The sequence below is a fragment of the Streptomyces sp. NPDC051963 genome (assembly GCF_044593495.1).
GTDB lineage: Bacteria > Actinomycetota > Actinomycetes > Streptomycetales > Streptomycetaceae > Streptomyces.
The window spans coordinates 603,095-629,272 of sequence record NZ_JBIUCC010000004.1; the positions used below are offsets into that span (position 1 = coordinate 603,095).

At 69.9% G+C, this 26,178-nt stretch carries 22 protein-coding genes; 10 read left to right on the top strand and 12 right to left on the bottom strand.

All coding sequences use genetic code 11. From position 1 onward, the window contains the following. On the bottom strand, positions 1-1,461 hold the full coding sequence (gene hemG / locus ACIHFB_RS19390) for a protoporphyrinogen oxidase (protein WP_400127430.1): 1,461 nt from the start codon (positions 1,459-1,461) through the stop codon (positions 1-3). 172 nt (positions 1,462-1,633) lie between these two features. Between hemG and ACIHFB_RS19395 the strand changes: the two genes are divergently transcribed. Both ACIHFB_RS19395 and ACIHFB_RS19400 read left to right on the top strand, forming a co-directional pair. Then, positions 1,634-2,605: a DUF4349 domain-containing protein gene (locus ACIHFB_RS19395; RefSeq protein ID WP_400127431.1), complete on the top strand. Its 972-nt coding sequence runs from the start codon at positions 1,634-1,636 to the stop codon at positions 2,603-2,605. Positions 2,606-2,644: 39 nt separating this feature from the next. Next, on the top strand, positions 2,645-4,042 hold the full coding sequence (locus tag ACIHFB_RS19400) for an FAD-dependent oxidoreductase (protein ID WP_400127432.1): 1,398 nt from the start codon (positions 2,645-2,647) through the stop codon (positions 4,040-4,042). 81 nt (positions 4,043-4,123) lie between these two features. Here the strand turns inward: ACIHFB_RS19400 and ACIHFB_RS19405 are convergent, their stop codons facing one another. Beyond that, on the bottom strand, positions 4,124-4,441 hold the full coding sequence (locus ACIHFB_RS19405; RefSeq protein WP_365274904.1) for a hypothetical protein: 318 nt from the start codon (positions 4,439-4,441) through the stop codon (positions 4,124-4,126). 119 nt (positions 4,442-4,560) lie between these two features. Between ACIHFB_RS19405 and ACIHFB_RS19410 the strand changes: the two genes are divergently transcribed. Beyond that, positions 4,561-5,385, top strand: coding sequence for a rhomboid family intramembrane serine protease (locus ACIHFB_RS19410; protein WP_365274907.1), 825 nt, complete (start codon positions 4,561-4,563; stop codon positions 5,383-5,385). A gap of 10 nt (positions 5,386-5,395) precedes the next feature. Here ACIHFB_RS19410 and hemE read toward each other — a convergent pair whose 3' ends face one another. Next, positions 5,396-6,403, bottom strand: a complete 1,008-nt coding sequence (hemE, locus tag ACIHFB_RS19415; protein ID WP_400127561.1) for a uroporphyrinogen decarboxylase — start codon at positions 6,401-6,403, stop codon at positions 5,396-5,398. 258 nt (positions 6,404-6,661) lie between these two features. Here hemE and ACIHFB_RS19420 point away from each other — a divergent pair, with 258 nt between their 5' ends. The 3 genes from ACIHFB_RS19420 (at position 6,662) to ACIHFB_RS19430 (ending at position 9,685) form a co-directional block, all read left to right on the top strand. Continuing rightward, the gene (locus tag ACIHFB_RS19420; RefSeq protein WP_365274913.1) at positions 6,662-7,327 is read left to right on the top strand and encodes a DUF3000 domain-containing protein; all 666 of its coding nucleotides are present in this window, start codon (positions 6,662-6,664) and stop codon (positions 7,325-7,327) included. A gap of 225 nt (positions 7,328-7,552) precedes the next feature. Continuing rightward, the gene (locus tag ACIHFB_RS19425; protein WP_210584235.1) at positions 7,553-8,215 is read left to right on the top strand and encodes a response regulator transcription factor; all 663 of its coding nucleotides are present in this window, start codon (positions 7,553-7,555) and stop codon (positions 8,213-8,215) included. 168 nt (positions 8,216-8,383) lie between these two features. Next, positions 8,384-9,685, top strand: coding sequence for a ribonuclease D (locus ACIHFB_RS19430; RefSeq protein ID WP_400127433.1), 1,302 nt, complete (start codon positions 8,384-8,386; stop codon positions 9,683-9,685). A 57-nt stretch (positions 9,686-9,742) separates the two neighbouring features. Here the strand turns inward: ACIHFB_RS19430 and ACIHFB_RS19435 are convergent, their stop codons facing one another. Further along, positions 9,743-9,928, bottom strand: coding sequence for a hypothetical protein (locus tag ACIHFB_RS19435; protein ID WP_400127434.1), 186 nt, complete (start codon positions 9,926-9,928; stop codon positions 9,743-9,745). Between the two features lie 194 nt (positions 9,929-10,122). On the opposite strand from ACIHFB_RS19435, the gene ACIHFB_RS19440 reads away from it, so the two are divergent. Then, the gene (locus ACIHFB_RS19440) at positions 10,123-11,349 is read left to right on the top strand and encodes a thiolase family protein (protein ID WP_400127435.1); all 1,227 of its coding nucleotides are present in this window, start codon (positions 10,123-10,125) and stop codon (positions 11,347-11,349) included. Next, positions 11,346-13,472, top strand: coding sequence for a 3-hydroxyacyl-CoA dehydrogenase NAD-binding domain-containing protein (locus ACIHFB_RS19445; RefSeq protein ID WP_400127436.1), 2,127 nt, complete (start codon positions 11,346-11,348; stop codon positions 13,470-13,472). Before ACIHFB_RS19440 ends, ACIHFB_RS19445 begins: the two co-directional genes overlap by 4 nt. Before the next feature lie 65 nt (positions 13,473-13,537). On the opposite strand, the gene ACIHFB_RS19450 is transcribed toward ACIHFB_RS19445, so the two are convergent. Next, on the bottom strand, positions 13,538-14,554 hold the full coding sequence (locus ACIHFB_RS19450) for a hypothetical protein (RefSeq protein WP_400127437.1): 1,017 nt from the start codon (positions 14,552-14,554) through the stop codon (positions 13,538-13,540). 201 nt (positions 14,555-14,755) lie between these two features. On the opposite strand from ACIHFB_RS19450, the gene ACIHFB_RS19455 reads away from it, so the two are divergent. After that, on the top strand, positions 14,756-15,697 hold the full coding sequence (locus tag ACIHFB_RS19455; protein ID WP_365274930.1) for an NAD(P)-dependent oxidoreductase: 942 nt from the start codon (positions 14,756-14,758) through the stop codon (positions 15,695-15,697). Positions 15,698-16,069: 372 nt separating this feature from the next. After that, on the top strand, positions 16,070-16,444 hold the full coding sequence (locus ACIHFB_RS19460; protein ID WP_400127439.1) for an NTP pyrophosphohydrolase: 375 nt from the start codon (positions 16,070-16,072) through the stop codon (positions 16,442-16,444). Positions 16,445-16,545: 101 nt separating this feature from the next. Here ACIHFB_RS19460 and ACIHFB_RS19465 read toward each other — a convergent pair whose 3' ends face one another. The 7 genes from ACIHFB_RS19465 to ACIHFB_RS19495 all read right to left on the bottom strand — a co-directional run bounded on the left by ACIHFB_RS19465 (position 16,546) and on the right by ACIHFB_RS19495 (position 26,166). Continuing rightward, positions 16,546-18,072, bottom strand: coding sequence for an amino acid permease (locus ACIHFB_RS19465; RefSeq protein ID WP_400127440.1), 1,527 nt, complete (start codon positions 18,070-18,072; stop codon positions 16,546-16,548). A 149-nt stretch (positions 18,073-18,221) separates the two neighbouring features. Beyond that, positions 18,222-20,141 (bottom strand): 1-deoxy-D-xylulose-5-phosphate synthase, encoded by a 1,920-nt coding sequence (gene dxs, locus ACIHFB_RS19470; protein ID WP_400127441.1) that lies wholly within the window; start codon positions 20,139-20,141, stop codon positions 18,222-18,224. 198 nt (positions 20,142-20,339) lie between these two features. Then, positions 20,340-21,635 carry a sugar ABC transporter permease gene (locus ACIHFB_RS19475; protein ID WP_365274942.1) on the bottom strand — a complete coding sequence of 432 codons (1,296 nt, stop codon included), beginning with the start codon at positions 21,633-21,635 and terminating at the stop codon, positions 20,340-20,342. Then, positions 21,632-22,423, bottom strand: coding sequence for an ATP-binding cassette domain-containing protein (locus ACIHFB_RS19480; protein WP_365274945.1), 792 nt, complete (start codon positions 22,421-22,423; stop codon positions 21,632-21,634). Before ACIHFB_RS19480 ends, ACIHFB_RS19475 begins: the two co-directional genes overlap by 4 nt. A 191-nt stretch (positions 22,424-22,614) precedes the next feature. After that, positions 22,615-23,712 (bottom strand): substrate-binding domain-containing protein, encoded by a 1,098-nt coding sequence (locus ACIHFB_RS19485; RefSeq protein WP_365275134.1) that lies wholly within the window; start codon positions 23,710-23,712, stop codon positions 22,615-22,617. A 133-nt stretch (positions 23,713-23,845) separates the two neighbouring features. Then, on the bottom strand, positions 23,846-25,045 hold the full coding sequence (locus ACIHFB_RS19490) for an ROK family transcriptional regulator (protein WP_365274948.1): 1,200 nt from the start codon (positions 25,043-25,045) through the stop codon (positions 23,846-23,848). Between the two features lie 197 nt (positions 25,046-25,242). Continuing rightward, positions 25,243-26,166, bottom strand: a complete 924-nt coding sequence (locus tag ACIHFB_RS19495) for a carbohydrate ABC transporter permease (protein ID WP_365274951.1) — start codon at positions 26,164-26,166, stop codon at positions 25,243-25,245. Positions 26,167-26,178 lie beyond the last annotated feature (12 nt).

Consider the following 26,178-nt stretch of genomic DNA (forward strand, 5'->3'; position numbering starts at 1 on the left):
TCATTCTCCCGCTCCGCCGTGCAGACTCTGCACCGGGTGGGCGGTGAGGTCTTCCACAGCGCGCAGGTCACCGTGGATCCGGTCCACCGCCGCGTACGCGCTCGCGATGCACGCCGGGATGCCGACGCCGTCGTACTGCGCCCCGCACACCGCGAGGCCGGGCAGCCCGGCGATGTGCTCGCGGATGCGGGTCACGCGCGCGTGGTGGCCGACGGGGTACTGGGGCAGGCCGTCGTCCCAGCGGGTGACGCGGGTCTCGACGGGGGTCGCGTCCAGGCCGGTCGCCGCCTTGAGATCGTGCCGCGAGACGTCCACCAGGTCCGCGTCCGCCCGCTGGAGGATCTCGGTCTCGGCGTATCGCCCGACGGAGGTGCGCAGGACGACGAGGTCCGGGTTCTCGTCGGCGATCCAGCCCCACTTCTGCGAGGCGAACGTCGACGCCTTGATGGTGCGCCCCTCGACCGGCGGCACGAGGAACCCGCTGCCTTCGGGGAGCGCGGTCTCGCCGCGGCGGTAGGCGAGGGTGACCAGCGCCATGGAGGCGTACTCGATTGCGGACAGCTCGGCCGCGGCGGCGGGGGCCTCGGCCCGCAGCAGGCCGGCCGCGGCGGGGGCGGGCACGGCGACGACCACCGCGTCGGCGTGCAGCACACGGTCACCGGCGACGATCCGCCACCTCCCGGAGGGCTCCCGGCGCACCTGGGTGACCGGCGCCCCCGTGACGATCTCGCCGCCCAGCTTCCGCACCGACTCCGCCACCGCGAGGGGCAGCCGGCCCACCCCGCCCTCGATGCCCATGAAGACCGGCCCGGTCTGCTGGGCCGCGGCCGCCTTCGCCTGGATCTCACGGACCGCTTCCGTCAACGAGTCGTGCGTCCTGGCCGCCTGGAAGAGCTGCGGGACCGCCGAGCGCATCGAGATGCGGTAGGCGTCACCGGCGTAGACACCGCCCAGCAGCGGTTCCACCAGGCGGTCGACGACCTCACGGCCAAGGCGCTCCGCCACATACGCCCCGACCGCCACGTCCTCCCCCACCTCGGTGCGCGGCAGGTCGGCGTCGCGCTCGATGCGGCGCAGTCCCTCCTCGGAGAGGACGCCGGACAGGGCTGTGGCGGTGCCGGGGACGCCCATCACATGGCCCTTGGGCATGGGGCGCAGGGCACCGCGGGTCCAGAGGGAGGCGGACGCCGTGGCGGGCGGCTGGAGGCGGTCGGCGAGCCCCACCTCCCGCGCGAGAGCCACCGCTTCGGGGCGGCGGGCGAGCATCGACTCGGCGCCGAAGTCCACGCGCGCGCCCGCGATCTCGCCGGGCAGCAGCTTGCCGCCGACACGGTCCGACGCCTCGAGGACGGTCACCCGCGCCCCACGCTCCACCAGCCGGTGGGCGGCGGCCAGCCCGGCGATGCCTCCGCCGATGACGACGACCTGCCCCGCACCCGTACGAGTCTCCACTTCGCGCATGTCCACAGCCTCTCAGACCCCACTGACAGTCCGTCCGCGCCCCGGTGTCCCCGCACGAGTCCCGCACGAGTCCCGAACGTGACCTGTTCGGGACCCTTTCCGCCCAACGTCACGGCCCGTCCGGGCGTCGAAGGAACGTCAGTCGTCACAGACCCTCGGGGGGTAGTGCCACATGCGCACACGACGTGCCGTACGACCGGTTCCCGCGCTGGCCGGCATCCTGCTGGCCGCCGCCCTCGCACTCACGGGCTGCACCGGCGCGGATGACTCCGGCACCACCGACAGCGGCGGCGACGCGGCCGCCGCCGCACCGGAAGGGCTCAAGGAGGGCGCCGCGGGCAGCGAAGGCGACGCGAGCGGCGCCCAGGCCAGTGCGCCGCCCAAGCTGTCCGCGAGCCGCATCATCCGCACGGCCTCACTGACCGTGCAGGTCAAGGACGTTCCGAAGGGCCTGGACGAGGCCCGTACGACCGCCGAGAACGCGGGCGGCTACGTCGGCGACGAGACCACCGACCGGGACGAGGAGGGCAGCGAACGCACCCGGGTCGTGCTGCGCGTGCCCGTCGACCGGTACGAGGAGGTGCTCACCGACCTGGAGGGCGCCGGCAAGCTCCTCGACCGCACCGCGAAGGCGCAGGACGTCACCGACCAGGTCGTGGACGTGGAGAGCCGCATCAAGTCGCAGCGCGCCAGCGTCGCACGGATCCGTGAGCTGATGGACCGGGCGACCAAGCTCAGCGATGTGGTCACCCTGGAGGGCGAGTTGAGCACCCGCCAGGCCGACCTGGAAGCCCTGCTCGCCCAGCAGGCGTCCCTGGCGGACCGCACGAGCCTGGCCACCATCACGCTCTCCCTCACGGAGACTCCGGTGAAGGAGGCCGCCAAGGACGACGACCCGGGGTTCGTGGACGCGCTGACGGGCGGCTGGGACGCGTTCGTGACGATGCTGCGCTGGATCGGGGTGACGATCGCGGCGGTGCTGCCGTTCGCCGCGGTGGCGGCGCTGCTCGTGCTGCTGTGGCTGCGTCTGATACGCCCTCGGCTGCCGCGCCGCCCGGACCCCGCGCCCGCGATGAGCGCGCTGGGCCCGATCCCGACGGCCCACCCGGCACCGGAGCGCCCGAAGCAGAACGACGAGGACTGAGAACGGGCCTGAAATGCCCGGCCCCCGTAGCGTGTTCGCATGAGCATGAGCACTGCACGGGGTTCGCGGGAACGACTGGTCGTGATCGGCGGCGACGCCGCGGGAATGTCCGCGGCGTCGCAGGCCCGCCGTCTGAAGGGCCCGGACGAGCTGGAGATCGTGGCCTTCGAGCGCGGCCACTTCACCTCGTACTCGGCGTGCGGCATCCCCTACTGGGTCGGCGGCGACGTCCCCGAACGGGACCAGTTGATCGCCCGCACACCCGAGGAACACCGCGCCCGCGCCATCGACCTGCGCATGCGCACCGAGGTCACGGAGATCGACGTCGCCGGGCGGCGGGTACGCGCACGTGACGTCGATTCCGGCGCCGAGTCCTGGACGTCGTACGACAAACTCGTGATCGCGACCGGCGCCCGTCCGATCCGCCCCGACATGCCGGGCGCCGACGCCCCCGGCGTCCACGGAGTGCAGACCCTCGACGACGGCCAGGCCCTCATCGACACGCTGGCACGCACGCGTGGCCGACGCGCGGTGGTCATCGGTGCGGGCTACATCGGCGTGGAGATGGCCGAGGCCCTCATCAACCGCGGCTACGAGGTGACGGTCGTCAACCGCGGCAGCGAACCCATGTCCACCCTCGACCCGGACATGGGCCGCCTGGTGCACGCCGCTATGGAGGGCCTCGGCATCACCATGGTCAACGACGCGGAAGTCACCAAGATCCTCACCGGCGAGGACGGCCATGTGCGCGCGGTGGCCACTCAGGCCACCGAATACCCGGCGGACGTGGTCGTCCTGGGCATCGGCGTCCGCCCGGAGACGACCGTCGCCGCGCAGGCGGGCCTCCCGCTCGGCGCCCACGGAGGCCTGCTGACGGACCTCTCGATGCGCGTACGCGGTCACGCCGACATCTGGGCCGGCGGCGACTGCGTGGAAGTCCTCGACCTGGTCTCCGGCCAGGAACGCCACATCGCCCTGGGCACCCACGCCAACAAGCACGGCCAGGTCATCGGCACCAACGTCGGCGGCGGCTACGCCACTTTCCCCGGCGTCGTGGGCACCGCCGTCAGCAAGGTCTGCGACCTGGAGATCGCCCGCACCGGCCTGCGCGAAAAGGACGCCCGCCGGGCAGGTCTCCGATTCACCGCTGTCACCATCGAATCCACCAGCCGCGCGGGCTACTACCCCGGCACCGACCTCATGACGGTGAAAATGCTCGCCGAACACCGAACGGGCCGCTTGCTAGGAGTCCAGATCGTCGGGCGGGAAGGCGCCGGCAAGCGAGTCGACATCGCGGCGGTGGCTCTCACCGCACGAATGACGGTGGAGCAAATGACGGCCTTGGATCTGGGCTACGCTCCCCCGTTCTCCCCGGTCTGGGATCCGGTACTGGTAGCCGCCAGAAAAGCCGCAAAAGCGGTAGAGCAGCGCGCCTAAGGGGCGCGGGGAACTGCGCGACAAGCCACGACGAACCCGCAGCCCGCACATCACCGCACCCCTACGGCGAATCCCGCAGACTCACGCCGTCCCGTTGATCCGGTCGATCGCCTGACGCGCCTGCTCCGCCGGAGGCCTCGCCGGCAGCGAAGAGACCGACGCCGGGGCCACCGCGGCCGGCTGCTCCCCGGAGGACCTCGCATGCGCTGCGGCCCGCGCGGACCGCAGCCGATGGCTCACCGCCTCGTCCAACGTCACCGGCCGCTGCATCTGCGCCGCCAGCCGCCCCGCCTCCTGGCCGAGCCGGGCAATGTCCTCCCAGGACAGATGCAGCACCAGGGAAACTTCGGCCTCACCGTCGGGCAAGGCTTGAATGGGCGGAGTAACTCGGTCGTTCATCGCCTGTTCCTCACGTCATCCCCGCGAAGCGCCATTCCGCGGTCGGTTGGAGAGACATACGCACGCAGACACGGCGACGTTCACCGATTCACCGCCCTCATCGGGGGCACACATTCCTTGTGGTCATCCCCGTCCATGACGTGAACCCGGTGCGCCGCACCCCCTGGGTGACGTACGCGCTGATCGCCGCGAACGTGGTCGTCTTCCTGTCCACGCCGGGCGTCGCCGGCTCCGTGGCGGGCGACAGCAGCCTGGCCCAGCTCTGCCACCTCCAGGCGTTCCTGGACCACTACGCGGCGGTGCCGAGGGAGTTGATCCACCACCAGATACCCCGGGTCGTGCCGACGGGCGACATCGGAGTCGGCCCCCAGGGAGCGGGCTGTCTGGTCGGCCCGCCGAGTTACGACAAGTCGCCGGAACTGAGCGTCCTCACGGCCATGTTCCTGCACGGCGGCTGGCTGCACCTGCTGGGCAACATGCTGTTCCTGCTGATCTTCGGCAACAACATCGAGGACCGCATGGGCCATGTGCGGTTCACGCTCTTCTACGTCGTCTGCGGCTACGCGGCGTCGTACGGCTTCGCGCTGGTCAACGACGACTCCGGCGACCCGCTGATCGGCGCCTCCGGGGCTATCGCCGGGGTGCTGGGCGCCTATCTGGTGCTGTATCCGAAGGCCCGCGTCTGGGTCCTCGTGCCCTTCCTGATCTTTCTGCCGCTGAGGCTGCCCGCCTGGCTGGTGCTGGGCTTCTGGTTCGTGCTCCAGGCGGTGTACTCGTCCGGCGAGGGCATCTCCGACGCGGGCACCGTGGCGTACGCGGCACACATCGTCGGCTTCCTGGCCGGCATGCTGCTGGCGTGGCCGCTGAAGCCGGGGACCCCACCGCCACCGGAGCCGCGCGGCCTGCTGTTCGGCAGACGGGCACGGGCCCGGCACCAGTGGTGACGGCGGTCTTTCAGCCGGCGGTGTGCGTGTGGACGTACTCCGCGAGACGGGTCAGCGCGTCCGGGTCGGTGTTCGGCATGACGCCGTGACCGAGGTTGAAGACGTGGCCCTCGAGGCCTGCGGCCGCGTCGAGGACCTCGCGGGTCTTGGTCTCGACGGCCTCGGTGGAGGCGAACAGGACGGTCGGGTCGAGGTTGCCCTGGAGCGCCTTGCCGGGGCCGACCCGACGGACGGCCTCGTCCAGCGGGACCCGCCAGTCGACGCCCACGACATCCGCGCCCGCCTCGCCCATGAGGCCGAGCAGTTCGCCGGAACCGACGCCGAAGTGGATGCGCGGCACGCCGTACTCGGCGACCGCCCGGAAGACCTTGGCCGAGGCGGGCATCACCGAGCGCCGGTAGTCCGCCGGGGCGAGCGCGCCGACCCAGGAGTCGAAGAGCTGGACCGCGCTCGCGCCGGCCTCGATCTGGACCTTCAGGAAGGCCGCCGTGATGTCGGCGAGGCGATCGAGCAGGTCGGCCCACAGCTGCGGGTCGCCGTACATGATCGCCTTGGCGTTCTCGTACGTCCTGGACGGACCGCCCTCGACGAGGTAGCTCGCGAGGGTGAACGGCGCGCCCGCGAAACCGATGAGCGGGGTGGCGCCGAGTTCACGGGTCAGCAGGCCGATCGCCTCCGTGACGTACGACACGTCCTCGGGGGTCAGGTCGCGGAGCTGGGCGAGGTCCGCGCGCGTGCGGATCGGGCGCTCGACGACCGGGCCGACACCGGGCTTGATGTCCAGGTCGATGCCGATGGCCTTGAGCGGGACGACGATGTCGCTGTAGTAGATCGCCGCGTCCACGCCGTGCCGCCGCACCGGCTGCAGGGTGATCTCCGTGACCAGTTCGGGGCGCATGCAGGACTCGAGCATCGGGATGCCCTCGCGCACCTTGCGGTACTCCGGCAGGGAGCGTCCGGCCTGCCGCATGAACCACACCGGCGTGTGCGGCACGGGCTCACGCCTGCACGCCCTCATGAAGGCGGAGTCGTACGTCGCTGTCGGCTGCTTGCCCGCAGGGCTGTCGATGACGCTCACGCGAAGAGTCTCGCACGCCCGCCTGACAACCCGGCCCGAGGGCAGCGCACCTAGGGGCGCGGGGAACTGCGCGACCAGCCCCCACCGGTCCGCAGCCCGCCCCACAACAGCGACCACCCCTCCCCGTAGGCGACCAAACCACCAGCGGCAAGGGTGTCTACCCTGCGCCGAGCCCCCGTTCCGCTTAATCTGCACCGCATGGCTGCGGCTCAGGGACAACTGTCGGAAGGCGCTGACGGAATGGACGACGCGAAGGAGGGCGCTGGGCATGACAACACCGCTCCGCCACCCTTCCGGGCCGCGGTCGACGCGCTGCGGGCAGCACGGCTGCGGCCGCAGATCGAGGTCGAGCCGACGCGCGCGCCCCAGCGGCTCGCCCCCTTCGCCCACGCGCTGGAGGCCGCGGTCGTCGACGGCGATCAGGATCTGGCCGACGGCCGCCTGGTACTGCTGCACGACCCGGCAGGACACGACGCCTGGCGGGGCACGTTCCGGCTGGTGACGCTGGTGCGCGCGGAACTGGAGCCGGAGATGGCCGCCGACCCGCTGCTGCCGGAGGTGTGCTGGTCGTGGCTGACCGGTGCGCTGCAGGCGCGCGGTCTGACGTACGGCGAGCCGAGCGGCACCGTCACGCGGGCCAGCTCGCACTACTTCGGCGGCCTCGCAGAGCGCCCGTCGGCCTCGCAGATCGAGATCCGCGCCTCCTGGACGCCCCGTGAGGGCCTGGGCGGCGTCCCGGACGCGGCGGCACATCTCGCCTCCTGGTGCGATCTGCTGGCCCAGGTCGCGGGCCTGCCGCCGGCCGGTCCGGGCGACGCGTCCGTGGTGACGCTGCCGCAGCGACGGGGGCCGCAGTCACGCTGACGGCCGTCCCGACGACCGGCGCACCTCTCTCGCTTTGTCGATACGGCCACTTTCAGTCATGGACAGTCCCTCGAACGAACTGATTCGTTCATCGAGTGATCGACAGCCTGTCCGAATTGCCCTGATTGTTACTCACTAGATCGTGATCTTTCTCTAAAGAATTCGAGGTTTGGTGCCGAAGACGACTGTGACCTAGAAAGTCGTCCCCGCACCCCAGGAGGCCTGGTGTCCGTTCTCCTCGAGCAGCCCGCAAGCCTGGTCGCCTACCGCCCGAACAAGCCGACCGCCATGGTGGTCGTGGCCGACCCGCGCGTCCGCTCCACCGTCACCCGCCACCTGTGGGCGCTCGGTGTGCGCGACGTCATCGAGGCCTCGTCCATCGCGGAGGCTCGTCCCCGCATCGGCAACCCCCGCGACATCTGTGTCGCCGACGTCCACCTGCCCGACGGCTCCGGCCTCACCCTCCTGTCCGAAACCCGCGCCGCGGGCTGGCCCAACGGCCTCGCCCTCTCCGCCGCCGACGACATCGGCGCCGTACGCAACGCCCTCGCGGGCGGTGTGAAGGGCTACGTCGTCACCGGCACCCGTACGACCGTCGGGCTCCCCACCCGACCGGGCGCCGCCCCCATCGGCTCCGCCGCCGCCCGTATGCACCGTCGCCCCCCGGGTGCTCCGAGCCACCCGGGCGGCTATCGAGAACTGTCCGGCCGTGAGGTCGAGGTGCTGCGGCTGGTGGCGGAGGGCCAGTCGAACAAGGCGATCGGCGTCTCGATGGGCCTGTCAGCCCTGACCGTCAAGAGCCACCTCGCCCGGATCGCCCGCAAGCTCGGCACGGGTGACCGTGCCGGGATGGTCGCGGTCGCCCTGCGCACCGGAATCATCCACTGAGCCACCCTATTCACACACGTGAACGGGACCGGTCACTGATCCCGCCCACACCAACCCATGCGTCGTGAACCGGATCCATCACCGACCTGACTGGTTTACGACCCTCAGGCGCCCGTCGACGGAACGTTCCGTCGACGGGCGCTGTCCATACACAGATACCCTTGACATGTGACCGACGCCCAAGAGACCGCAGCAGACAGCTCACTGCGAACCACCGGAGGCGCCCCTCCGGACGACGGCGGATCTTCTGTTACGGGGGCGCCGAACCCTGAACCGATCCCTTTGCTCGAGCCGCGCGACGGTATTCCGCCGGTCATCGTGGACGACGCGTCGCTCGCCGAGGTGATCGCCGCCTTCGCCGCCGGTTCGGGCCCCGTCGCCGTCGACGCCGAGCGCGCCTCCGGCTACCGCTACGGACAGCGCGCCTACCTCGTCCAGCTGCGCCGCGAGGGCGCGGGCACCGCGCTGATCGACCCCGTCGCCTGTCCCGACCTCTCCGGCCTCGGCGAGGCGCTCTCCGGTGTGGAATGGGTGCTGCACGCCGCCACGCAGGACCTGCCCTGTCTCAGGGAAATAGGCATGGTGCCCACGCGGCTGTTCGACACCGAGCTGGCCGGGCGGCTCGCCGGGTTCCCGCGGGTCGGGCTCGGCGCGATGGTCGAAAGCGTTCTCGGCTTCGTACTCGAGAAGGGGCACTCGGCCGTCGACTGGTCCACCCGCCCCCTGCCCGAGCCGTGGCTGCGGTATGCGGCGCTGGACGTGGAGTTGCTCGTCGACCTGCGGGACGCGCTGGAGAAGGAGCTGGACCGGCAGGGCAAGCTGGAGTGGGCCCACCAGGAGTTCGCCGCGATCGCGGCCGCCCCGCCCGCCGAGCCGCGCAAGGATCCCTGGCGTCGTACGTCCGGGATGCACAAGGTGCGCCGGCGTCGCCAGCTGGCCGTGGTGCGGGAGCTGTGGGAGATGCGGGACCGGATCGCGCAGCGGCGGGATGTCTCGCCCGGCAAGGTGCTGAGCGACGCGGCCATCGTGGAGGCCGCGCTCTCGCTGCCGGCCAACGCGCATGCGCTGGCTGCCTTGACCGGCTTCGGGCACCGGATGGGGCGACGGCAGCTGGAGCAGTGGCAGTCCGCTGTCGACCGCGCCAAGGCCCTTGCCGACAGCCAGTTGCCGCAGCCCGGGCAGCCCGTTGCCGGGCCGCCGCCGCCGCGCGCCTGGGCCGACAAGGATCCGGTTGCTGCCGCCCGGTTGTCCGCGGCTCGGGCCGGGGTCTCGGCGTTGGCCGAGCAGCTCAATATGCCGCAGGAGAACCTGATCACACCGGACACCGTGCGCAGAGTCTGCTGGGAGCCGCCGGTTCCGGCTGACGCCGGAGCGGTTGCGGGGGCGCTGGCCGGGTTGGGGGCTCGGGCCTGGCAGGTCGAGCTGGTGACTCCCGTACTGGTGGAGGCTCTGTCCGCCAAGGCGCCGTAAACGGTTCCCCGCCGCCGTAACCGGTTCCTCGCTCCGTAAACGGTTCACTTACGTCTCTCAGCGCGTCGCATGTGGGCCGTGGAAGCGGAACCGCGACGTCGAGATCACGCCAAGATCCTCGTCGGCCCGGACGGCGTCACTCCCGTGGCTCAACGTCAGACCGACGTCGTACAGCGGCTGCTCGCCGAGTCCGAGCGGCCGCCACGGGCCGTGGGGACGGGGCGTCCAGCCGTACCCGCTCACCGGCGCCTCACCTCCGCATGTCTCTCCTTTCGCCCCTGTCGGGGCGCTCCGCCACCTGCGTTGCGATGTGACCTTCGCCGCTCCCCCTGCCAGGGCTGTGCAGCCACGTTACCCACAAGTAGCATGGACCTGAGCGCGCGCTCAGCGCAGCGCATCGCAGCAGTGCAGATCCCGCACCCTGGAGGAGAGCCATCGTGCCTCGTACCGTCAGGGACGTCGTCTTCGTCGACGGCGTCCGCACCCCGTTCGGCAAGGCGGGCCCGAAGGGCATCTATCACGAGACCCGGGCCGACGACCTCGTCGTGAAGGCGATCCGGGAGCTGCTGCGCCGCAACCCCGGTCTCGACCCGAAGCAGATCGACGAGGTCGCCATCGCCGCGACCACGCAGATCGGCGACCAGGGCCTGACCATCGGCCGCACGGCGGGCATCCTCGCCGGGCTGCCGCAGTCGGTCCCCGGCTACTCGATCGACCGCATGTGCGCCGGTGCGCTGACCGCCGTCACCACCGTCGCGGGCTCCATCGCCTTCGGTGCGTACGACGCCGTCATCGCCGGTGGTGTCGAGCACATGGGCCGTCACCCCATGGGCGAGGGCGTGGACCCGAACCCGCGGTTCGTCAGCGAGAAGCTGGTCGACGAGTCCGCCCTGTTCATGGGCATGACCGCCGAGAACCTGCACGACCGCTACCCGACCATCACCAAGCAGCGCGCCGACGAGTACGCCGTGCGCTCGCAGGAGAAGGCCGCGAAGGCGTACGCCAACGGCAAGATCCAGCAGGACCTGGTGCCGATCTCGGTGCGCAACACCAACGCGGAGGTCGGTGAGACGGGCTGGGGCCTGGTCACCGCCGACGAGCCGATGCGCCCCGGCACGACGCTGGAGAGCCTGTCCGGTCTGAAGACCCCGTTCCGCGTCCACGGCCGGGTCACCGCCGGTAACGCTGCCGGTCTGAACGATGGTGCGACCGCGTCGATCATCGCGAGCGAGGAGTTCGCCCGCGAGAACAATCTGCCGGTCAGGATGCGCCTTGTTTCGTATGCGTTTGCTGGCGTCGAGCCGGAGGTCATGGGTTACGGCCCGATCCCGGCGACCGAGAAGGCACTCGCCCAGGCCGGTCTGTCGATCGAGGACATCAACCTCTTCGAGATCAACGAGGCCTTCGCCGTCCAGGTCCTGGCCTTCCTCGAGCACTACGGCATCGCGGACGACGACGCGCGCGTCAACCAGTACGGCGGCGCCATCGCCTACGGTCACCCGCTGGCCTCCTCCGGCGTCCGGCTGATGACGCAGCTGGCCCGCCAGTTCGAAGAGCAGCCGGAGGTCCGTTACGGCCTCACCACCATGTGCGTCGGCTTCGGCATGGGCGCCACGGTGATCTGGGAGAACCCGCACCACAAGGACGCCGGAGGCAACAAGTGAGCACCGCTGAACTCCTGAAGGGTGCGGCCGAGCTGTTCCCCGACGAGGTCGTGACGTCCGCGCACGTACGCCACCTCGACCTGCCGTACGGCGCCGGGCGCTTCGCGCTCATCACGCTGGACAACGGTTTCGACCACACCAAGCCGACCACCTTCGGCCCGGCCTCGCTGGCGAACCTGAACACCGCCGTCGACCAGGTCGAGAAGGAGGCCGCGGCCGGCGAGATCGTCGGTGTCGGCGTCACCGGCAAGCCGTTCATCTTCGCGGTCGGCGCCGACCTCAAGGGCGTCGAGCTGCTGAAGAACCACGACGACGCGCTGGCCATCGGCAAGGGCGGCCACGAGGTCTTCAAGCGCCTCGCGGGCCTCGCGGTCCCGACCTTCGCGTACTACAACGGCGCCGCGATGGGCGGTGGCGTCGAGGTCGGTCTGCACTGCGAGTACCGGACCGTCTCCAAGGCCCTCCCGGCCTTCTCCCTCCCCGAGGTCTTCCTCGGCCTGGTCCCGGGCTGGGGCGGCTGCACGCTGCTCCCGAACCTCATCGGCGCCGAGCGTGCGGTGAGCGTGATCATCGAGAACTCGCTCAACCAGAACAAGCAGCTCAAGGGCCAGCAGGTCTTCGACCTCGGTATCGCCGACGCCATCTTCGAGGGCGCGGACTTCCTGGAGCAGTCGCTGATCTGGACCGCCCAGGTGCTGAAGGGCGACGTCGAGGTCGAGCGCCCGGTGATCGACCGCGGTGAGGCCTGGGACCAGGCCGTCGCCAAGGGCCGCTTCATCGCGGACTCCAAGGTGCACGGGGCCGCTCCGGCCGCCTACCGCGCCCTCGACATCATCGCCGCCGCCAAGAACGCCGACCTCCAGCAGGGCTACGACGCCGAGGACAAGGCGCTCGCCGACCTGATCATGGGCGGCGAACTGCGTGCCGGTATCTACGCGTTCAACCTGGTGCAGAAGCGCGGCAAGCGTCCCGCGGGCGCCCCGGACAAGAACCTGGCGCGCCCGGTCACCAAGGTCGGTGTCGTCGGCGCCGGTCTGATGGCCTCCCAGCTCGCGCTGCTCTTCCTGCGTCGCCTGGAGGTGCCGGTCGTGCTGACCGACATCGACCAGGAGCGCGTCGACAAGGGTGTGGGCTACGTCCACGCCGAGATCGAGAAGCTGCTCGGCAAGGGCCGTATCAACCAGGACAAGGCCAACCGCCTCAAGGCCCTGGTGACCGGTGTCCTGGACAAGGCCGAGGGCTTCGCGGACGCCGACTTCGTCATCGAGGCCGTCTTCGAGGAAATCGGTGTCAAGCAGCAGGTGTTCGCGGAGGTCGAGGCGGTCGCTCCGGCGCATGCGATCCTCGCCACCAACACCTCGTCCCTCTCGGTCACCGAGATGGCCTCGAAGCTGAAGAACCCCGAGCGGGTCGTCGGCTTCCACTTCTTCAACCCGGTCGCGATCCTCCCGCTGCTGGAGATCGTCCGCGGCGAGCAGACCGACGACGCGTCGCTCGCGACCGCGTTCGGCGTCGCCAAGAAGCTGAAGAAGACCGCGGTTCTGGTGAAGGACGCCCCGGCGTTCGTCGTGAACCGCATCCTCACCCGTTTCATGGGCGAGATCCAGAACGTGATCGACGAGGGCACCCCGGTCGCGGTCGCCGAGAAGGCCGTGGAGCCGCTCGGTCTGCCGATGTCGCCGCTGGTGCTCCTCGAGCTGGTCGGTCCCGCGATCGGTCTGCACGTCTCGGAGACCCTCAACCGGGCCTTCCCGGACCGCTTCACGGTCTCCCCGAACCTCGCGGCCGTCGTCAAGGCGGGCAAGCGCGGCTTCTACGTCTACGACAGCGGGAAGCCGGAGCTGGACCCGGAGGTCGCGGCGCTGCTGAAGCAGGGCGATGTCGTCCTGACCGAGGAGCAGGTCCGCGAGCGCGTCCTCGACGCCGTCGCCCAGGAGATCGGGCTGATGCTCGACGAGGGCGTCGTCGCCGAGGCCCAGGACATCGACCTCTGCCTGATCACCGGCGCCGGCTGGCCCTTCCACCTGGGCGGCCTCACGCCGTACCTGGACCGCGAGGGTGTGTCGGAGCGGGTGACCGGTAAGCGGTTCCTGGAGCCCGGCGCGGCCAGCGTTCCCGTGTAACCGCTTGTGATGTACGCCGGTGCCCCGCACGCCAACTGGTGTGCGGGGCACCGGCGTTGTCGTGGCTAGAGGTTCTCCTGCCAGGCCGCGAGTGCGAGACCGGGCTCGTCCTTCTGCCGGGCGAGACGCAGGACGCCGTCCGGAGTCACGCTCGCGGCCACGACGCGTCCCCCGGCGTCCTCCGCCAGGGCGACCCGGGTGCCCGTCGGCAGCTGCGGGCCGGACTCCGTCCACCACAGGCCCGCCGACTCCTGTTCCGTCGGGTAGGCGGCGAAGGCGACCCGGCCGGAGGCCGAGCGCTGCGCGAGCAGGGTGCAGTCGTGGCCGTCCAGGACGCAGCGGGCGGTGGAGACGGGCCCGGGTCCCACGGCGGCGACGAGGGCGGTCGGTTCGCCGCCCGGGCGCCACGCGTACAGCATGCCCTCCGGGTCCGCGAAGAACAGCGTCGTGTGTTCCTTCGAGGTCGGCAGCGCGCTCAGTGTCCCCGGCTCGATCCGGACCGGCAGCGGATCGGCCGCGACCGGGCGGGCGCCGGGCTCCTGTTGACGCCAGCTCAGGATGCCGGTGGGGTTGGTGGCGTACACCTCTACGAGGCTCGACTCCCCGGTGACGGCGACGAGTTCCTCGTCCACCCGGGAGCCCTTGAGGTCGTGCCAGCCGTTCCAGCCGCCGCGTTCCTTCTGGTTGATGGTGTGGACGCCCTTGCCGCGGTTGCGCACGAAGAGGTACGCCCGGCCCTCCGCGTCGACGGCCACGGCGGGTGTGCCGGTCCGCTCGCCCTTCTTGTTGGGGTGGCCGATCGGCATCCAGTCCAGCGGCGCCAGCAGGGGCCTGAAGTGTGTGGAGTGCACCAGGCCCGACTCGCCCGACACGGTGGGCCGCCAGGCGACCAGATGGGCGTAACCGTCGGCGCCCCGGCCGACCGCGAACCCCGTCTGCACGCTCTGTTCGCCGCCCACTTGGCGCGGGCCGTCCCACGGGCCGCCGGGTACGCGCTCCGCCCGGCACAGGACGGCGTCATCAGCCGACCAGTAGACGCTGAGGCGGCCGTCTCGGCCGCGGAGGAGCCAGTCGCCGTTCACCGCCCCACTGTATTCGGGGCCGACCCCTCGCTGTGGATCGGCCCCCGCCTGGTCACGGACGTACGGGGGCGGCTCGAACACCGGCGGGCAGGACGGCGGGCCAGGGCGACGTTCAACCCGCGCTGAACGGCCACCACGTGCGGCTGCAGGGCCTCGTTCACGCCTCCCTGCGGGGAAACGGGGCAGGCTGATTCCCAGCAGTTGTACAGAGGCGGCACGCCCGCACACCCGCGACACAGAAAGTTGACGCAGATGACCGACCAACTGACCGTGAGCGTCCTGGGCACCGGGATCATGGGGGCCGCGATGGCCCGCAATCTCGCGAAGTCCGGACACACCGTGCGGGCCTGGAACCGCACCCGCGCCAAGGCGGAGCCCCTTGCCGCCGACGGTGCGTACATCGCCGACACTCCGGCCGAGGCCGTTCAGGGCGCCGATGTCGTACTGACCATGCTGTACGACGGCCCCGCCGCGCTGGACGTCATGCGCGAGGCCGCGCCGGCCCTGCGTCCCGGCGCCGTCTGGATGCAGTCCACCACCTCCGGCCTCGACTCGATCGTCGATCTGGCCGCCTTCGCCCAGCAGCACGGCCTGGTGTTCTACGACGCGCCCGTGCTGGGCACCCGACAGCCCGCCGAGGCCGGGCAGCTCACCGTGCTTGCGGCGGGGCCCGAGCAGGGGCGGGAGACCGTGACGCCCGTGTTCGACGCGGTGGGGGCGCGCACCGTGTGGACCGGGGAGGACGGAGCTGCAGGTACCGCGACGCGGCTGAAGCTGGTGGCCAACAGCTGGGTGATCGCCGCGACCAATGCGGCCGGTGAGGTGCTGGCTCTGGCCAAAGCGCTGGAGGTCGATCCGCAGGGGTTCTTCGATCTGATCGTGGGTGGGCCGCTGGACATGGCCTATCTGCGGGCCAAGGCCGGGCTGGTGCTCAACGACCAGTTGACGCCCGCACAGTTCGCGGTGGCGACCGCGGCGAAGGATGCGCGGCTGATCGTCGAGGCCGGTGCGCGGCGGGGCGTGCGGTTGGACGTGGCTGCGGCCGGTGCGGAGCGGCTGGAGCGGGCCGTGGTGCTGGGGCACGGCGATGAGGACATGGCCGCGGCGTATTTCGCGAGCTTCGATGAGAAGGCGGAGGACTGAGGGGGCGTTGGATCGGCCGCGGTGGGGGTGGAGTCGGCGGGGTGGGGTGCGGCGTGGTGGCTGAAGCGGGGCACGTGGCCCGCGTGGCGGCTGGGGCGGGGCGCGTCGCCCGGCGTGGCAGCTGAGGCGGGAGCACACAACCCGGCGCGACGGCTGAGGCAGGGGGGACGCGCAACCCGGCGCTGACGGGGTGCCGCCTGCGCCCACCCGTGCCGCCCCAGGCGGCACGACTGCCCGCAGCTGGGCGGGTGGCGTGTGGTGGGGTGGCCGCAGCTGGGCGGGGCGGGGTGCCCCGCTGAGCGGCACCCCGCCGCCCGCCGCTGAGTTGCAACCCCGCCACCCGGTGCCGCGCGTGCGTGCGACCCTGGCGGTATGGATGACGATCTTCCGCTGCTGCTCATCGTCGATGCTGCCAACGTCGTCGGGTCGGTGCCCGATGGGTGGTGGCGGGATCGTCGGGCCGCTGCGGAGCGGTTGCGGGATGTGTTGGCCGCTGAGGGGTTGCCGGGGCATTCCGGGCCCGTGGAGACCGTGCTGGTGGTCGAGGGGGCGGCTCGGGGGGTCGAGGCCGTGCCGGGGGTTCGGGTCGAGGATGCGCCGGGGAGCGGTGACGATCACATCGTCGCGCTGGTCGCTCGGGCGGGCGAGCGGGACTGTCTCGTCGTCACGGCCGACCGCGAACTGCGGCGCCGGGTGACGGAGTTGGGAGCGGAGGTCACCGGCCCCCGGACGATCCGCCGCCGGTGATCTCGTACGCGGGGAAGCGTGTTCCGACCCATCGGTCGGTCGTACGGCCCCGCAGTCCCGCCGGAGCGGGACGTACGGGGCCGGATCGGTGACTCGGTCGGCTACTGGGCGTCGCCGGGCCTCGGCGGCTTCGTGGCGTCGCCGGCCGTCGTCTCCCCCTGCCGTCCGAGGCGGCTGTGGGAGCGGCCGTACAGGAAGTACACGACGGAACCGACCAGCATCCAGCCGGCGAAGCGGACCCAGGTCTCGGCGGGCAGGTTCAGCATCAGCCACAGCGAGGCGCACACCGACAGGATCGGGATGAACGGCACCCACGGGGTGCGGAAGGCGCGGGGCAGGTCGGGGCGGGTGCGACGGAGGATGATCACGCCGATCGCGACGACCACGAAGGCGAACAGCGTGCCGATGTTCACCAGCTCCGCGAGCTCGCTCAGCGGGGTGAAGCCGGCGAGGATCGCGATGAGCACACCGAGCAGGATGGTCGGCCGGTGCGGGGTCTTGAACCGCGGGTGGACGTGCGAGAAGAAGCGCGGCAGCAGTCCGTCGCGGCTCATCGCGAAGAAGACCCGGGTCTGGCCGAGGAGCAGGATCATGCAGACCGTCGTCAGGCCCACCGCGGCGCCGAAGCTGATGAAGCCCGCGAACCAGGGATGTCCGGTGGCCTTGAAGGCGTCGGCGAGCGGCGCGGTGATGGACAGGTCGGTGTAGTGCTGCATGCCGGTGACGACGATGGACACGGCGACATAGAGCGCGGTGCAGATGATGAGCGAGCCGAGGATGCCGCGGGGCATGTCGCGCTGGGGGTTCTTGGTCTCCTCGGCGGCCGTGGCGACGACGTCGAAGCCGATGAAGGCGAAGAACACGACGGAGGCCGCGGTGAAGATGCCCATCACGCCGAAGTTGGAGGGTGCCCAGCCGAACATCAGCTGGATGAGCGGCGACTGGAGACTGTCGCCGGCCGGCACGGTCTGCGCCTTCGGGATGAACGGGTCGTAGTTGTCGCCCTTGATGAAGAAGGCACCCGCGATGATCACGGTCAGGACCACCGTCACCTTGATGGCGACGACGAGCGAGGTGATCCGCGCGGAGAGCTTCGTGCCGACCACGAGGATCGCGGTGAGCACCAGGACGAGCGCGGCGGCGAGGATGTCGAAGCCGAAACCGTCGGCGCCGTCTCTGCTGCCGAGCGCGTCGGGCAGGTGCCAGCCCGCGTTGTCCAGCAGCGAGGCGACGTAGCCGGACCAGCCGACGGCCACCACCGCCGTACCGAGCGCGAACTCCAGCACCAGGTCCCAGCCGATGATCCAGGCGGGCAGTTCGCCGAGCGAGGCGTACGAGAACGTGTAGGCCGAGCCGGCGACGGGCAACGTGGACGCGAACTCGGCGTAGCAGAGCGCGGCGAGCGCGCAGACGACGCCGGCCGCGACGAAGGCCAGAGCGACGGCGGGGCCGGCGTTGTTCTTGGCGACCGTACCGGTGAGGACGAAGATGCCGGTGCCGATGATGACACCGACGCCGAAGACCGTCAGATCGAGCGCGGACAGGGATTTCTTGAGTGCGTGCTCGGGTTCCTCGGTATCGAGGATGGACTGCTCGACGTTCTTCGTCCTGAAGAGGGTGCTGCTCACGGGCGTACCTCCCACGCTGTGTCGTCCTCGACATGATCGAGAGGGGGCGTCGTGCGTATGCCCCGGCGCAGGTTGTTTCACACGGATGGGCCGGTTTCACCACTCTTCGTAGTGGCGGAACCGGCCCATCCGGCCGTAGGTCCGGCCCGTCAGTCGCGCGCGGGCTCCACCTCGGCCTCCGCGCGGTCGAACCGGCCGTCCAGCTTGGACACCAGACCGGTGACCTGGCGGGCGATGTCCGGTGCGGTCAGGCCGATCTCCGCCATGACCTCCTTGCGGGAGGCGTGGTCGAGGAAGCGGGGCGGGATGCCGAAGTCACGCAGCGGAACGTCGACGCCCGCGTCGCGCAGGGCCTGGGCGACCGCCGATCCGACTCCGCCGACGCGGGAGTTGTCCTCGACGGTGACGACCACGCGGTGCCGCTCCGCGACGGGGGCCATGGCCTCGTCGACGGGCTTGACCCAGCGCGGGTCGACGACGGTCGTGGAGATGCCCTGCTTGTCGAGCAGGGACGCGATCTCCAGGCACATCGGAGCCAGGGCGCCCACGGAGACCAGGAGCACGTCGGGCGTGTCCGTCCCGGGCTCGCGCAGTACGTCCATGCCGCCGACCCGCCCGACGGCCGGTACGGCGGGGCCGACGGCGCCCTTGGAGAAGCGGACCACGGTCGGCGCGTCGGTCACCTCGACGGCCTCGCGCAGCTGGGCGCGGACCTGGTCGGCGTCGCGCGGGGCGGCGAGTCGCAGCCCGGGGACGACCTGGAGGATCGACATGTCCCACATGCCGTTGTGGGAGGCGCCGTCCGTGCCGGTGATGCCGGCCCGGTCCAGTACGAACGTCACACCGCACTTGTGGAGGGCCACATCCATCAGGACCTGGTCGAAGGCACGATTGAGGAATGTGGCGTACACCGCGAAGACAGGATGCAGACCGCCCGTGGCGAGGCCCGCCGCGCTCACCGCGCCGTGCTGCTCGGCGATGCCGACGTCGTAGATCCGGTCCGGGAAGGTGTCCGCGAACTTCTTCAGGCCGACGGGCTGGAGCATCGCCGCCGTGATGGCCACGATGTCGTCGCGCTCCTTGCCGAGCCGGACCATCTCCTCGCCGAAGACGGAGGTCCAGTCGGCGCCCGAGGCCTTGATGGGCAGGCCGGTGTCGGGGTGGATGGGGCCGATGCCGTGGAAGCGGTCCGCCTCGTCCTGAAGGGCGGGCTGGTAGCCGCGGCCCTTCTCGGTGAGGCAGTGCACGATGACCGGGCCGCCGAAGCGCTTGGCGCGGGCCAGCGCCGACTCCAGGGCCTCGATGTCGTGGCCGTCGATCGGGCCGACGTACTTCAGGCCGAGGTCCTCGAACATGCCCTGGGGCGCGATGAAGTCCTTCAGGCCCTTCTTGGCGCCGTGCAGCGTCTCGTAGAGGGGCTTGCCGACGACCGGAGTACGCCCCAGGAGGTCCTTGCCGCGGGCCAGGAAGCGCTCGTAGCCGTCGGTGGTCCGCAGGGTCGCCAGGTGGTTCGCGAGGCCGCCGATGGTCGGTGCGTAGGAGCGCTCGTTGTCGTTGACGACGATGACCAGCGGGCGGTCCTTGGCGTCGGCGATGTTGTTGAGCGCCTCCCAGGCCATGCCGCCGGTGAGGGCGCCGTCGCCGATCACGGCGACCACGTGGTCGTCGCGTTTGCGGATCTGGTTCGCTTTCGCGAGGCCGTCGGCCCAGCCGAGGACCGTCGAGGCGTGCGAGTTCTCGATGACGTCGTGCTCGGACTCGGCCTGTGAGGGGTAGCCGGACAGGCCGCCCTTCATCTTCAGCTTGCTGAAGTCCTGGCGGCCGGTGAGCAGCTTGTGGACGTAGGACTGGTGACCGGTGTCCCAGAGCACCTTGTCCTTGGGCGAGTCGAAGACTCGGTGCAGGGCGATGGTGAGCTCGACCACACCGAGGTTCGGGCCGAGGTGGCCTCCGGTCTTGGAGACGGCCTCGACGAGGAAGGTCCGGATCTCCTCTGCCAGCTGGTCCAGCTCCTCCAGACTGAGCCGGTCCAGATCACGTGGTCCCCTGATGTGGGTCAGCAGCGGCACCCGTGCCTCCTTGCAGTAGAGCTGATCGAGCTGTTGCCGGGCTCGTCGAGTCTAATGTTCCGCCCCGGTGGACGGCGCCCGGGCGGTGCGTCCTGGGTCACGCGATCGGCTGTAGCCGAGTTGTGACGTTATGGCGTTCCTACGACATGACTGTGCCCGGCACCGCCATTGGTGCCGGGCACAGGGCTGCTCGACGCGTTACGCGCGCCCGGCCGTCTTCTGGGTCCGACGGGTGATCGAGTCGATCACCACGGTCGTCAGCAGAACACCGGCGGTGATCATGTACTTCACCGGCTCGGCGATGGACTCCAGCTGGAGGCCGTACTGGATCGAGACGATCACCAGCACACCGAGCAGGGCGTTCCAGGTGCGCCCACGACCACCGAACAGCGACGTACCGCCGATGACCGCCGCGGCGATCGCGTTCATCAGCAGGTCACCGGTGCCGGCGCTCTGGTTGGCGGACGCGATCTTGGAGGCCAGGAACAGACCGCCGATGGCCGCGAAGCCACCCGAGATCGCGAACACGGTGATCCGTACCGCGGTGACGTTGATACCCGCACGCCGGGAGGCCTCCACGCTGCCGCCGAGCGCGAAGATCTTGCGGCCGTACGGGGTACGACGCAGCACGAAGTCGGTCAGGAACAGGAAGCCGAGGAAGATCACCGTGGCCAGCGGCAGGCCCTTGTACTGGTTGTACATGGCCGCGGCGGCGAAGGCGACGATGGCCAGCAGCACCGTGCGCAGGAGCGTGTCGCTGAACGGCCGGGACGGGATGCCCGCGGCGTCCCGGCGGCGGTTGCCCAGGAACGACGTGATGAAGAAGACGGCGACCATCACGGCGGCGAGGCCGTACGCGGCGGCGACATCGCTGAAGAAGTACGTCGTCAGGTTGCCGATGAAGCCGTCGCTGTCGAGGTTGATCGTACCGTTCTCGCCCAGCGTCTGGAGCATGAAGCCGAGCCAGAACAGCAGACCGGCCAGTGTCACGGCGAAGGCGGGCGCGCCGAGCACCGCGAAGAAGAAGCCGTGTGCCGCGCCGATGGCCGCACCGGCGGCGACGGCGAAGAGCACCGCCAGCCACTCGGGCCAGCCCTGGTTGACCGCGAGCACGGCCGCGATGGCACTGGCCGCGCCACTGACCGAGCCGACCGACAGGTCGATCTCACCGAGCAGCAGCACGAAGACGATGCCGACGGAGATCATGCCAGTGCCGACCATCGTGACGGTGATGTCGCTGATGTTCTGCGCGGAAAGGAACGCCGAGTTCAGGGACTGGAAGACGACGCAGATGACGACCAGGCCGACGATGACGGGCAGCGAGCCCAGCTCGCCCGCCTTCAGCTTGCGCTTGAACTCGCCGAGGTAGCCGGTGAGGCCCTGCTCCTGGACGAGGAGCCGCGGGTCGACCGCGGTCACCGCGGCCGCGGCGGCCTCGGGGTTCTCGACCAGGTGCTCGTCCTGCGGGGACGCGGAGGTCTTGTCGATGCTCACTGGGAACCCTCCCCGTTCGCGCGCGCCGCACGGCGGGTCACGGCATTGTCGGTGGCGCCAGTGATGGCGGAGATGATCTCCTCCTGCGAGGTCGTCTTGACCTCGAAGACGCCGTTGTTCTGACCCAGGCGCAGTACGGCGACCTTGTCCGCGACGGCCTTCACATCGGCCATGTTGTGGCTGATGAGGATGACCGCGAGATTACGCTCGCGCAGCCGCTCCACCAGGTCGAGCACCTGGGCGGTCTGCTCGACGCCGAGGGCCGCGGTGGGCTCGTCGAGGATGACCAGCTCGGGCTCGCCGAGCATGGATCGGGCGATGGCCACGGTCTGGCGCTGACCGCCGGAGAGCGAGGCGATCGGGATACGGACGCTGGGGATGCGGATCGACAGCGTCTTCAGCAGCTCCTGGGAACGGCGCTCCATCTCGACCTCGTCGAGGACGCCCCACTTCCTCAGTTCGACTCCGAGGAACAGGTTGCCGACGACGTCGATGTTGTCGCACAGCGCGAGGTCCTGGTAGACCGTCGCGATACCCAGGGCCTGGGCGTCGTGCGGCCGGTTGATCGACACCGCCTTGCCCTGCCATTCGATGACGCCCTCATCGATGGGGTGCACGCCGGCAATCGTCTTGACCAGCGTGGACTTTCCGGCGCCGTTGTCGCCGACCAGGGCGACCACCTCACCGGCGTGGACCTCAAGCTCTACGTCGGTGAGCGCCTGAACGGCACCGAACCGCTTGGAGACCCCGCGCAACGCCAGCACGGGCGTAGCGGACACGTGAACCATCTCCTTCGCCGCCTGACCCGGCGGGAGGTTGTGCAGAAAGATTGGGGGATGTTCCGTCCGGCGCCCCGCAACTAGCTTGCGGGGCTGTGTGTATGCGGGGCGCCGGAGGAGCCTTCGGAGCGCCGGTCCCGGTACGGGAGTTCAGGAAGGGATTCCCGAATTCCCGTACGTTCGCCGGGACTTGCGGCTGGTTACTTCAGACCGATCTTGTCGCAGGCCGCCTTGTACTTGGCCGTGCAGATCTCGTCGATCGTGTAGAAGCCTTCCTTGATGACCGTGTCGTTGATGTTGTCCGTGGTCAGTGACACGACCGGGATCAGGGATGCCGGGACGTCGTTCGCGCTGCCGCTGGAGACCTTGTCCTTGGCGATGGAGTCCAGGTTCTCGCCCTTGGCCAGCGCGACGGCCAGCTCGGCAGCGGCGTTGGCTTCCGACGGGTACGACTTGAAGACGCTCATGTACTGGTCGCCGGTGACGATGCGCTGGACGGCGGCGAGTTCGGCGTCCTGGCCGGTGACCGGGACGTCGATGCCGGCCGACTTCAGGGCGGTGATGATACCGCCCGCCATGCCGTCGTTGGCGGAGTAGACGCCGATGATCTTGTCCTTGCCGAGCGCCGAGATCGCCGACTCCATGTTGGCGTTGGCGTTCTCCGGCTTCCACTCCTTGGTGTCGTACTCCTTGCCGACGTTCACCTTGCCGTCGAGGACGGAGTGCGCACCCTCCTTGAACTGGGCGGCGTTCGGGTCAGTGACGGCGCCGTTCATCATGACGATCTGGCCGTCCTTGGCCTTGTCGCCCAGCGCCGTGAGGAGGGCCTCGCCCTGGGCCTTGCCGACCGACACGTTGTCGAAGGAGGTGTAGGCGCTGATCGGGCCCTCGGCCAAGCGGTCGTAGGCGACGACCTTGATGCCGGCGTCGACGGCCTTCTGCACGGAGTTCTTGATCGCCTTGGCGTCCACGGCGTCCAGGATCAGCACGTCCACCTTGTTGGTGATCATCGTGTCGACCTGCTGCGCCTGGAGGTTGGCGTCCTGCTTGGCGTTGTTGTACTGGATCTCGGCCTTGTTGTTCGTCAGCTCCCCGATCTTCTTCTCGATCAAGGGCCGGTCGAACTTCTCGTAGCGCGCGGTCTGGTTCTCCGGGAGCAGGAGACCGACCTTGATGTTGTCGCCCTTGGCCGCGCTACCCGTGGAGTCACTGCCTCCGTCGGCCTCGTCCGCGCTGCCACAGGCAGCGAGGGAAACGGCCATCGCACCGGCGGCAATGGCAACGGCGGCACGACGCATTCGCGTGTTCACTTCAGAAACCTCCCTGACGAGGCCGCGTCGTTGCGGCCGAGGTGGCTGGAAGTCAACTCGGCCACGCGTGCGACGTCAAGAAGTAAATCCTTAACGGGTTGGCAACGGTGCCATCCGTTCTCTAAGTGAAGGCAGGGGCAGCGGCAGTCAGCGACCCGTCCAAAAGGGTCGAATCACCCATCTCACTGAGCGCCAGCGCGAGGGCCCCGAGGACCTCCGCACGGCCGCCGAGTGCCCCTGGCAACACCGAGAGTTGACGTGCGGCACTGGGGATCGCGTACCGGCCGACCGACTCCCTGATAGGCCCGAGCACCAGCTCACCGGCCTCGGCGAGATCGCCGCCGAGGACCACTCGGCTCGGGTTCAGCAGATTGCAGAGATTGGCGACTCCACTGCCGATGTGACGGCCGACGTCGGCGATCACCCGACGGCAGCCCGGATCTCCGTCCCGCGCCAGTCGTACGACGCCCTCCATGGTCAGATCGGTGCCGTGGCTGGACTGGAGCAGCGGAAGCACATAGCGCGCGGCCGTGAAGGTCTCCAGGCAGCCCCGGTTACCGCAGCGGCAGACGGGACCGGATTCATCAAGAGTAATATGCCCGATTTCTCCGGCGGTGCCACCGGGGCCCCGGTAGATCTTGCCGTTGATGACCAGGCCGGCGCCCACACCGCTGGCGACCTTGATGTACGCCAGGTCCTTCGCGCCTCGGCCGCTGCCCCAGACCATCTCGCCGAGGGCGGCCAGGTTGGCGTCGTTGTCGACGTGGACGGGCACGCCGAGCCGCCCCCGCAGCTCCTCGGCGGGTTTGGTGCCGGTCCAGCCCGGCAGGATCGCGGTGGAGCCCAGGGTGCCCGACTCGACGTCGATCGGGCCCGGCACGCCGAGACCCACACCGGCGACCTTGGAACGATCGACCCCGGTCGCCGCGATCAAGCGGTTGACCAGCTCTTCCGCCCGGTCGAAGCTCTGGGTGGCGGAGGCGTCCACATCGAGCGGCTCGGCCTCCTCGGCCAGCACCTGATGGGCGAGATTCCCGACCGCGACGCGCAAATGCGTATGGCCGAAGTCCACGCCGATCACGATGCCGGCGTCCCCGCTCAGCGAGACGCTGCGGGCCCGGCGGCCGCCCGCCGAGGTGGGCGTGACCTCGACCGTTCCGCCGTCCTTGAGCTCGCGCACGATGTTGGAGACCGTCGCCGCGGACAGGCCGGTCGTCCTCGCGATCTCCGCCTGGGTGAGCGAGCCCGCCAGCCGTACGGCACGGACGACCCGCTCCAGGTTGGCTCGGTGCAGCGACGACTGCGACCCCGGAGTCTCCACGACGACCTCCTGCGCGCGGGACCGCTTCAATGAGGCCCCGTCTATGTCCAACTAGTGAACTCTAAGCTGAGCCGTTCGGGTCGCCTCCCGTCAAGAGGTTGAACCGGAATCCGGGGATGTGCGCGCCTGGACGCACACACGGGTGCGCCGTCCCGACCGCGGGAACGGCACACCCGTGGGGCTGCGCCGGACAGGCCCTACTTCAGGGCACCGGCGGTGAGGCCCGCCTGCACCTGCCGCTGGAACACGAAGTAAACGATCAACACCGGCAGCATCGCGATCATCATGCCGGCCATCAGGGCGCCCCAGTCGTTCTCGTAGCCCTGCTGCAACGCGATCATGGCGAGGCCCTGGGTGAGGACGTACTTGTCCTCGTTCTGGTTGAGCACCATCGGCAGCAGGTACTGGTTCCACTGACCCAGGAAGTTGAAGATGCCGATGCTGATCAACCCGGGCTTGGCCATCGGCAGCATCACCTGGAAGAACGTTCGCGTGTGCGACGCCCCGTCGATCAGCGCGGCCTCCGCCACGGAGGTCGGCAGGGTGCGGAAGAACGCCGTCATGAAGAAGACGGTGAACGGCAGCGAGTAGGCGATGTAGACCAGGATCAGCCCGTGGTACGTCGCCAGCAGCGAGCTTCCCGGGAAGTCCCGCAGCACGAAGAAGAGCGGGATCACCAGCATGAACACCGGGAAGGACATGCCGGCCACGAACATGTAGTAGATGAGCCGGTTGCCCGGGAAGGTGAACCGGGCCAGGACGTACGCGGCCATCGAGCCCAGCACCATGGTGCCGATCACCGAACCGCCCACCACGATCGCGGTGTTGAGGAAGTACTGGCCCATGTTCGCCTTGTTCCAGGCGTTGGCCCAGTTCTCGAAGTGCAGTGAGGTCGGCAGCCCCCACGGGTCGGTCAGGATGCCGTTGCTGGTCTTGAAGGAGCTCCACAGCACCCACAGCAGCGGAACGCCGACCATCAGCGCCCAGACGATGAGCAGGCCGTGCGAGAAGACGTTGAGGATGCCGCCGTCGGAGCTGCGGCCGTCGGTGGGGCCGAGCTTCTTGGTGACCTTGGGACGGGTGTCGTCCACCGTGGTCACCTTGTCGATGTCCGTGGTCATTGCGCCCGTTCC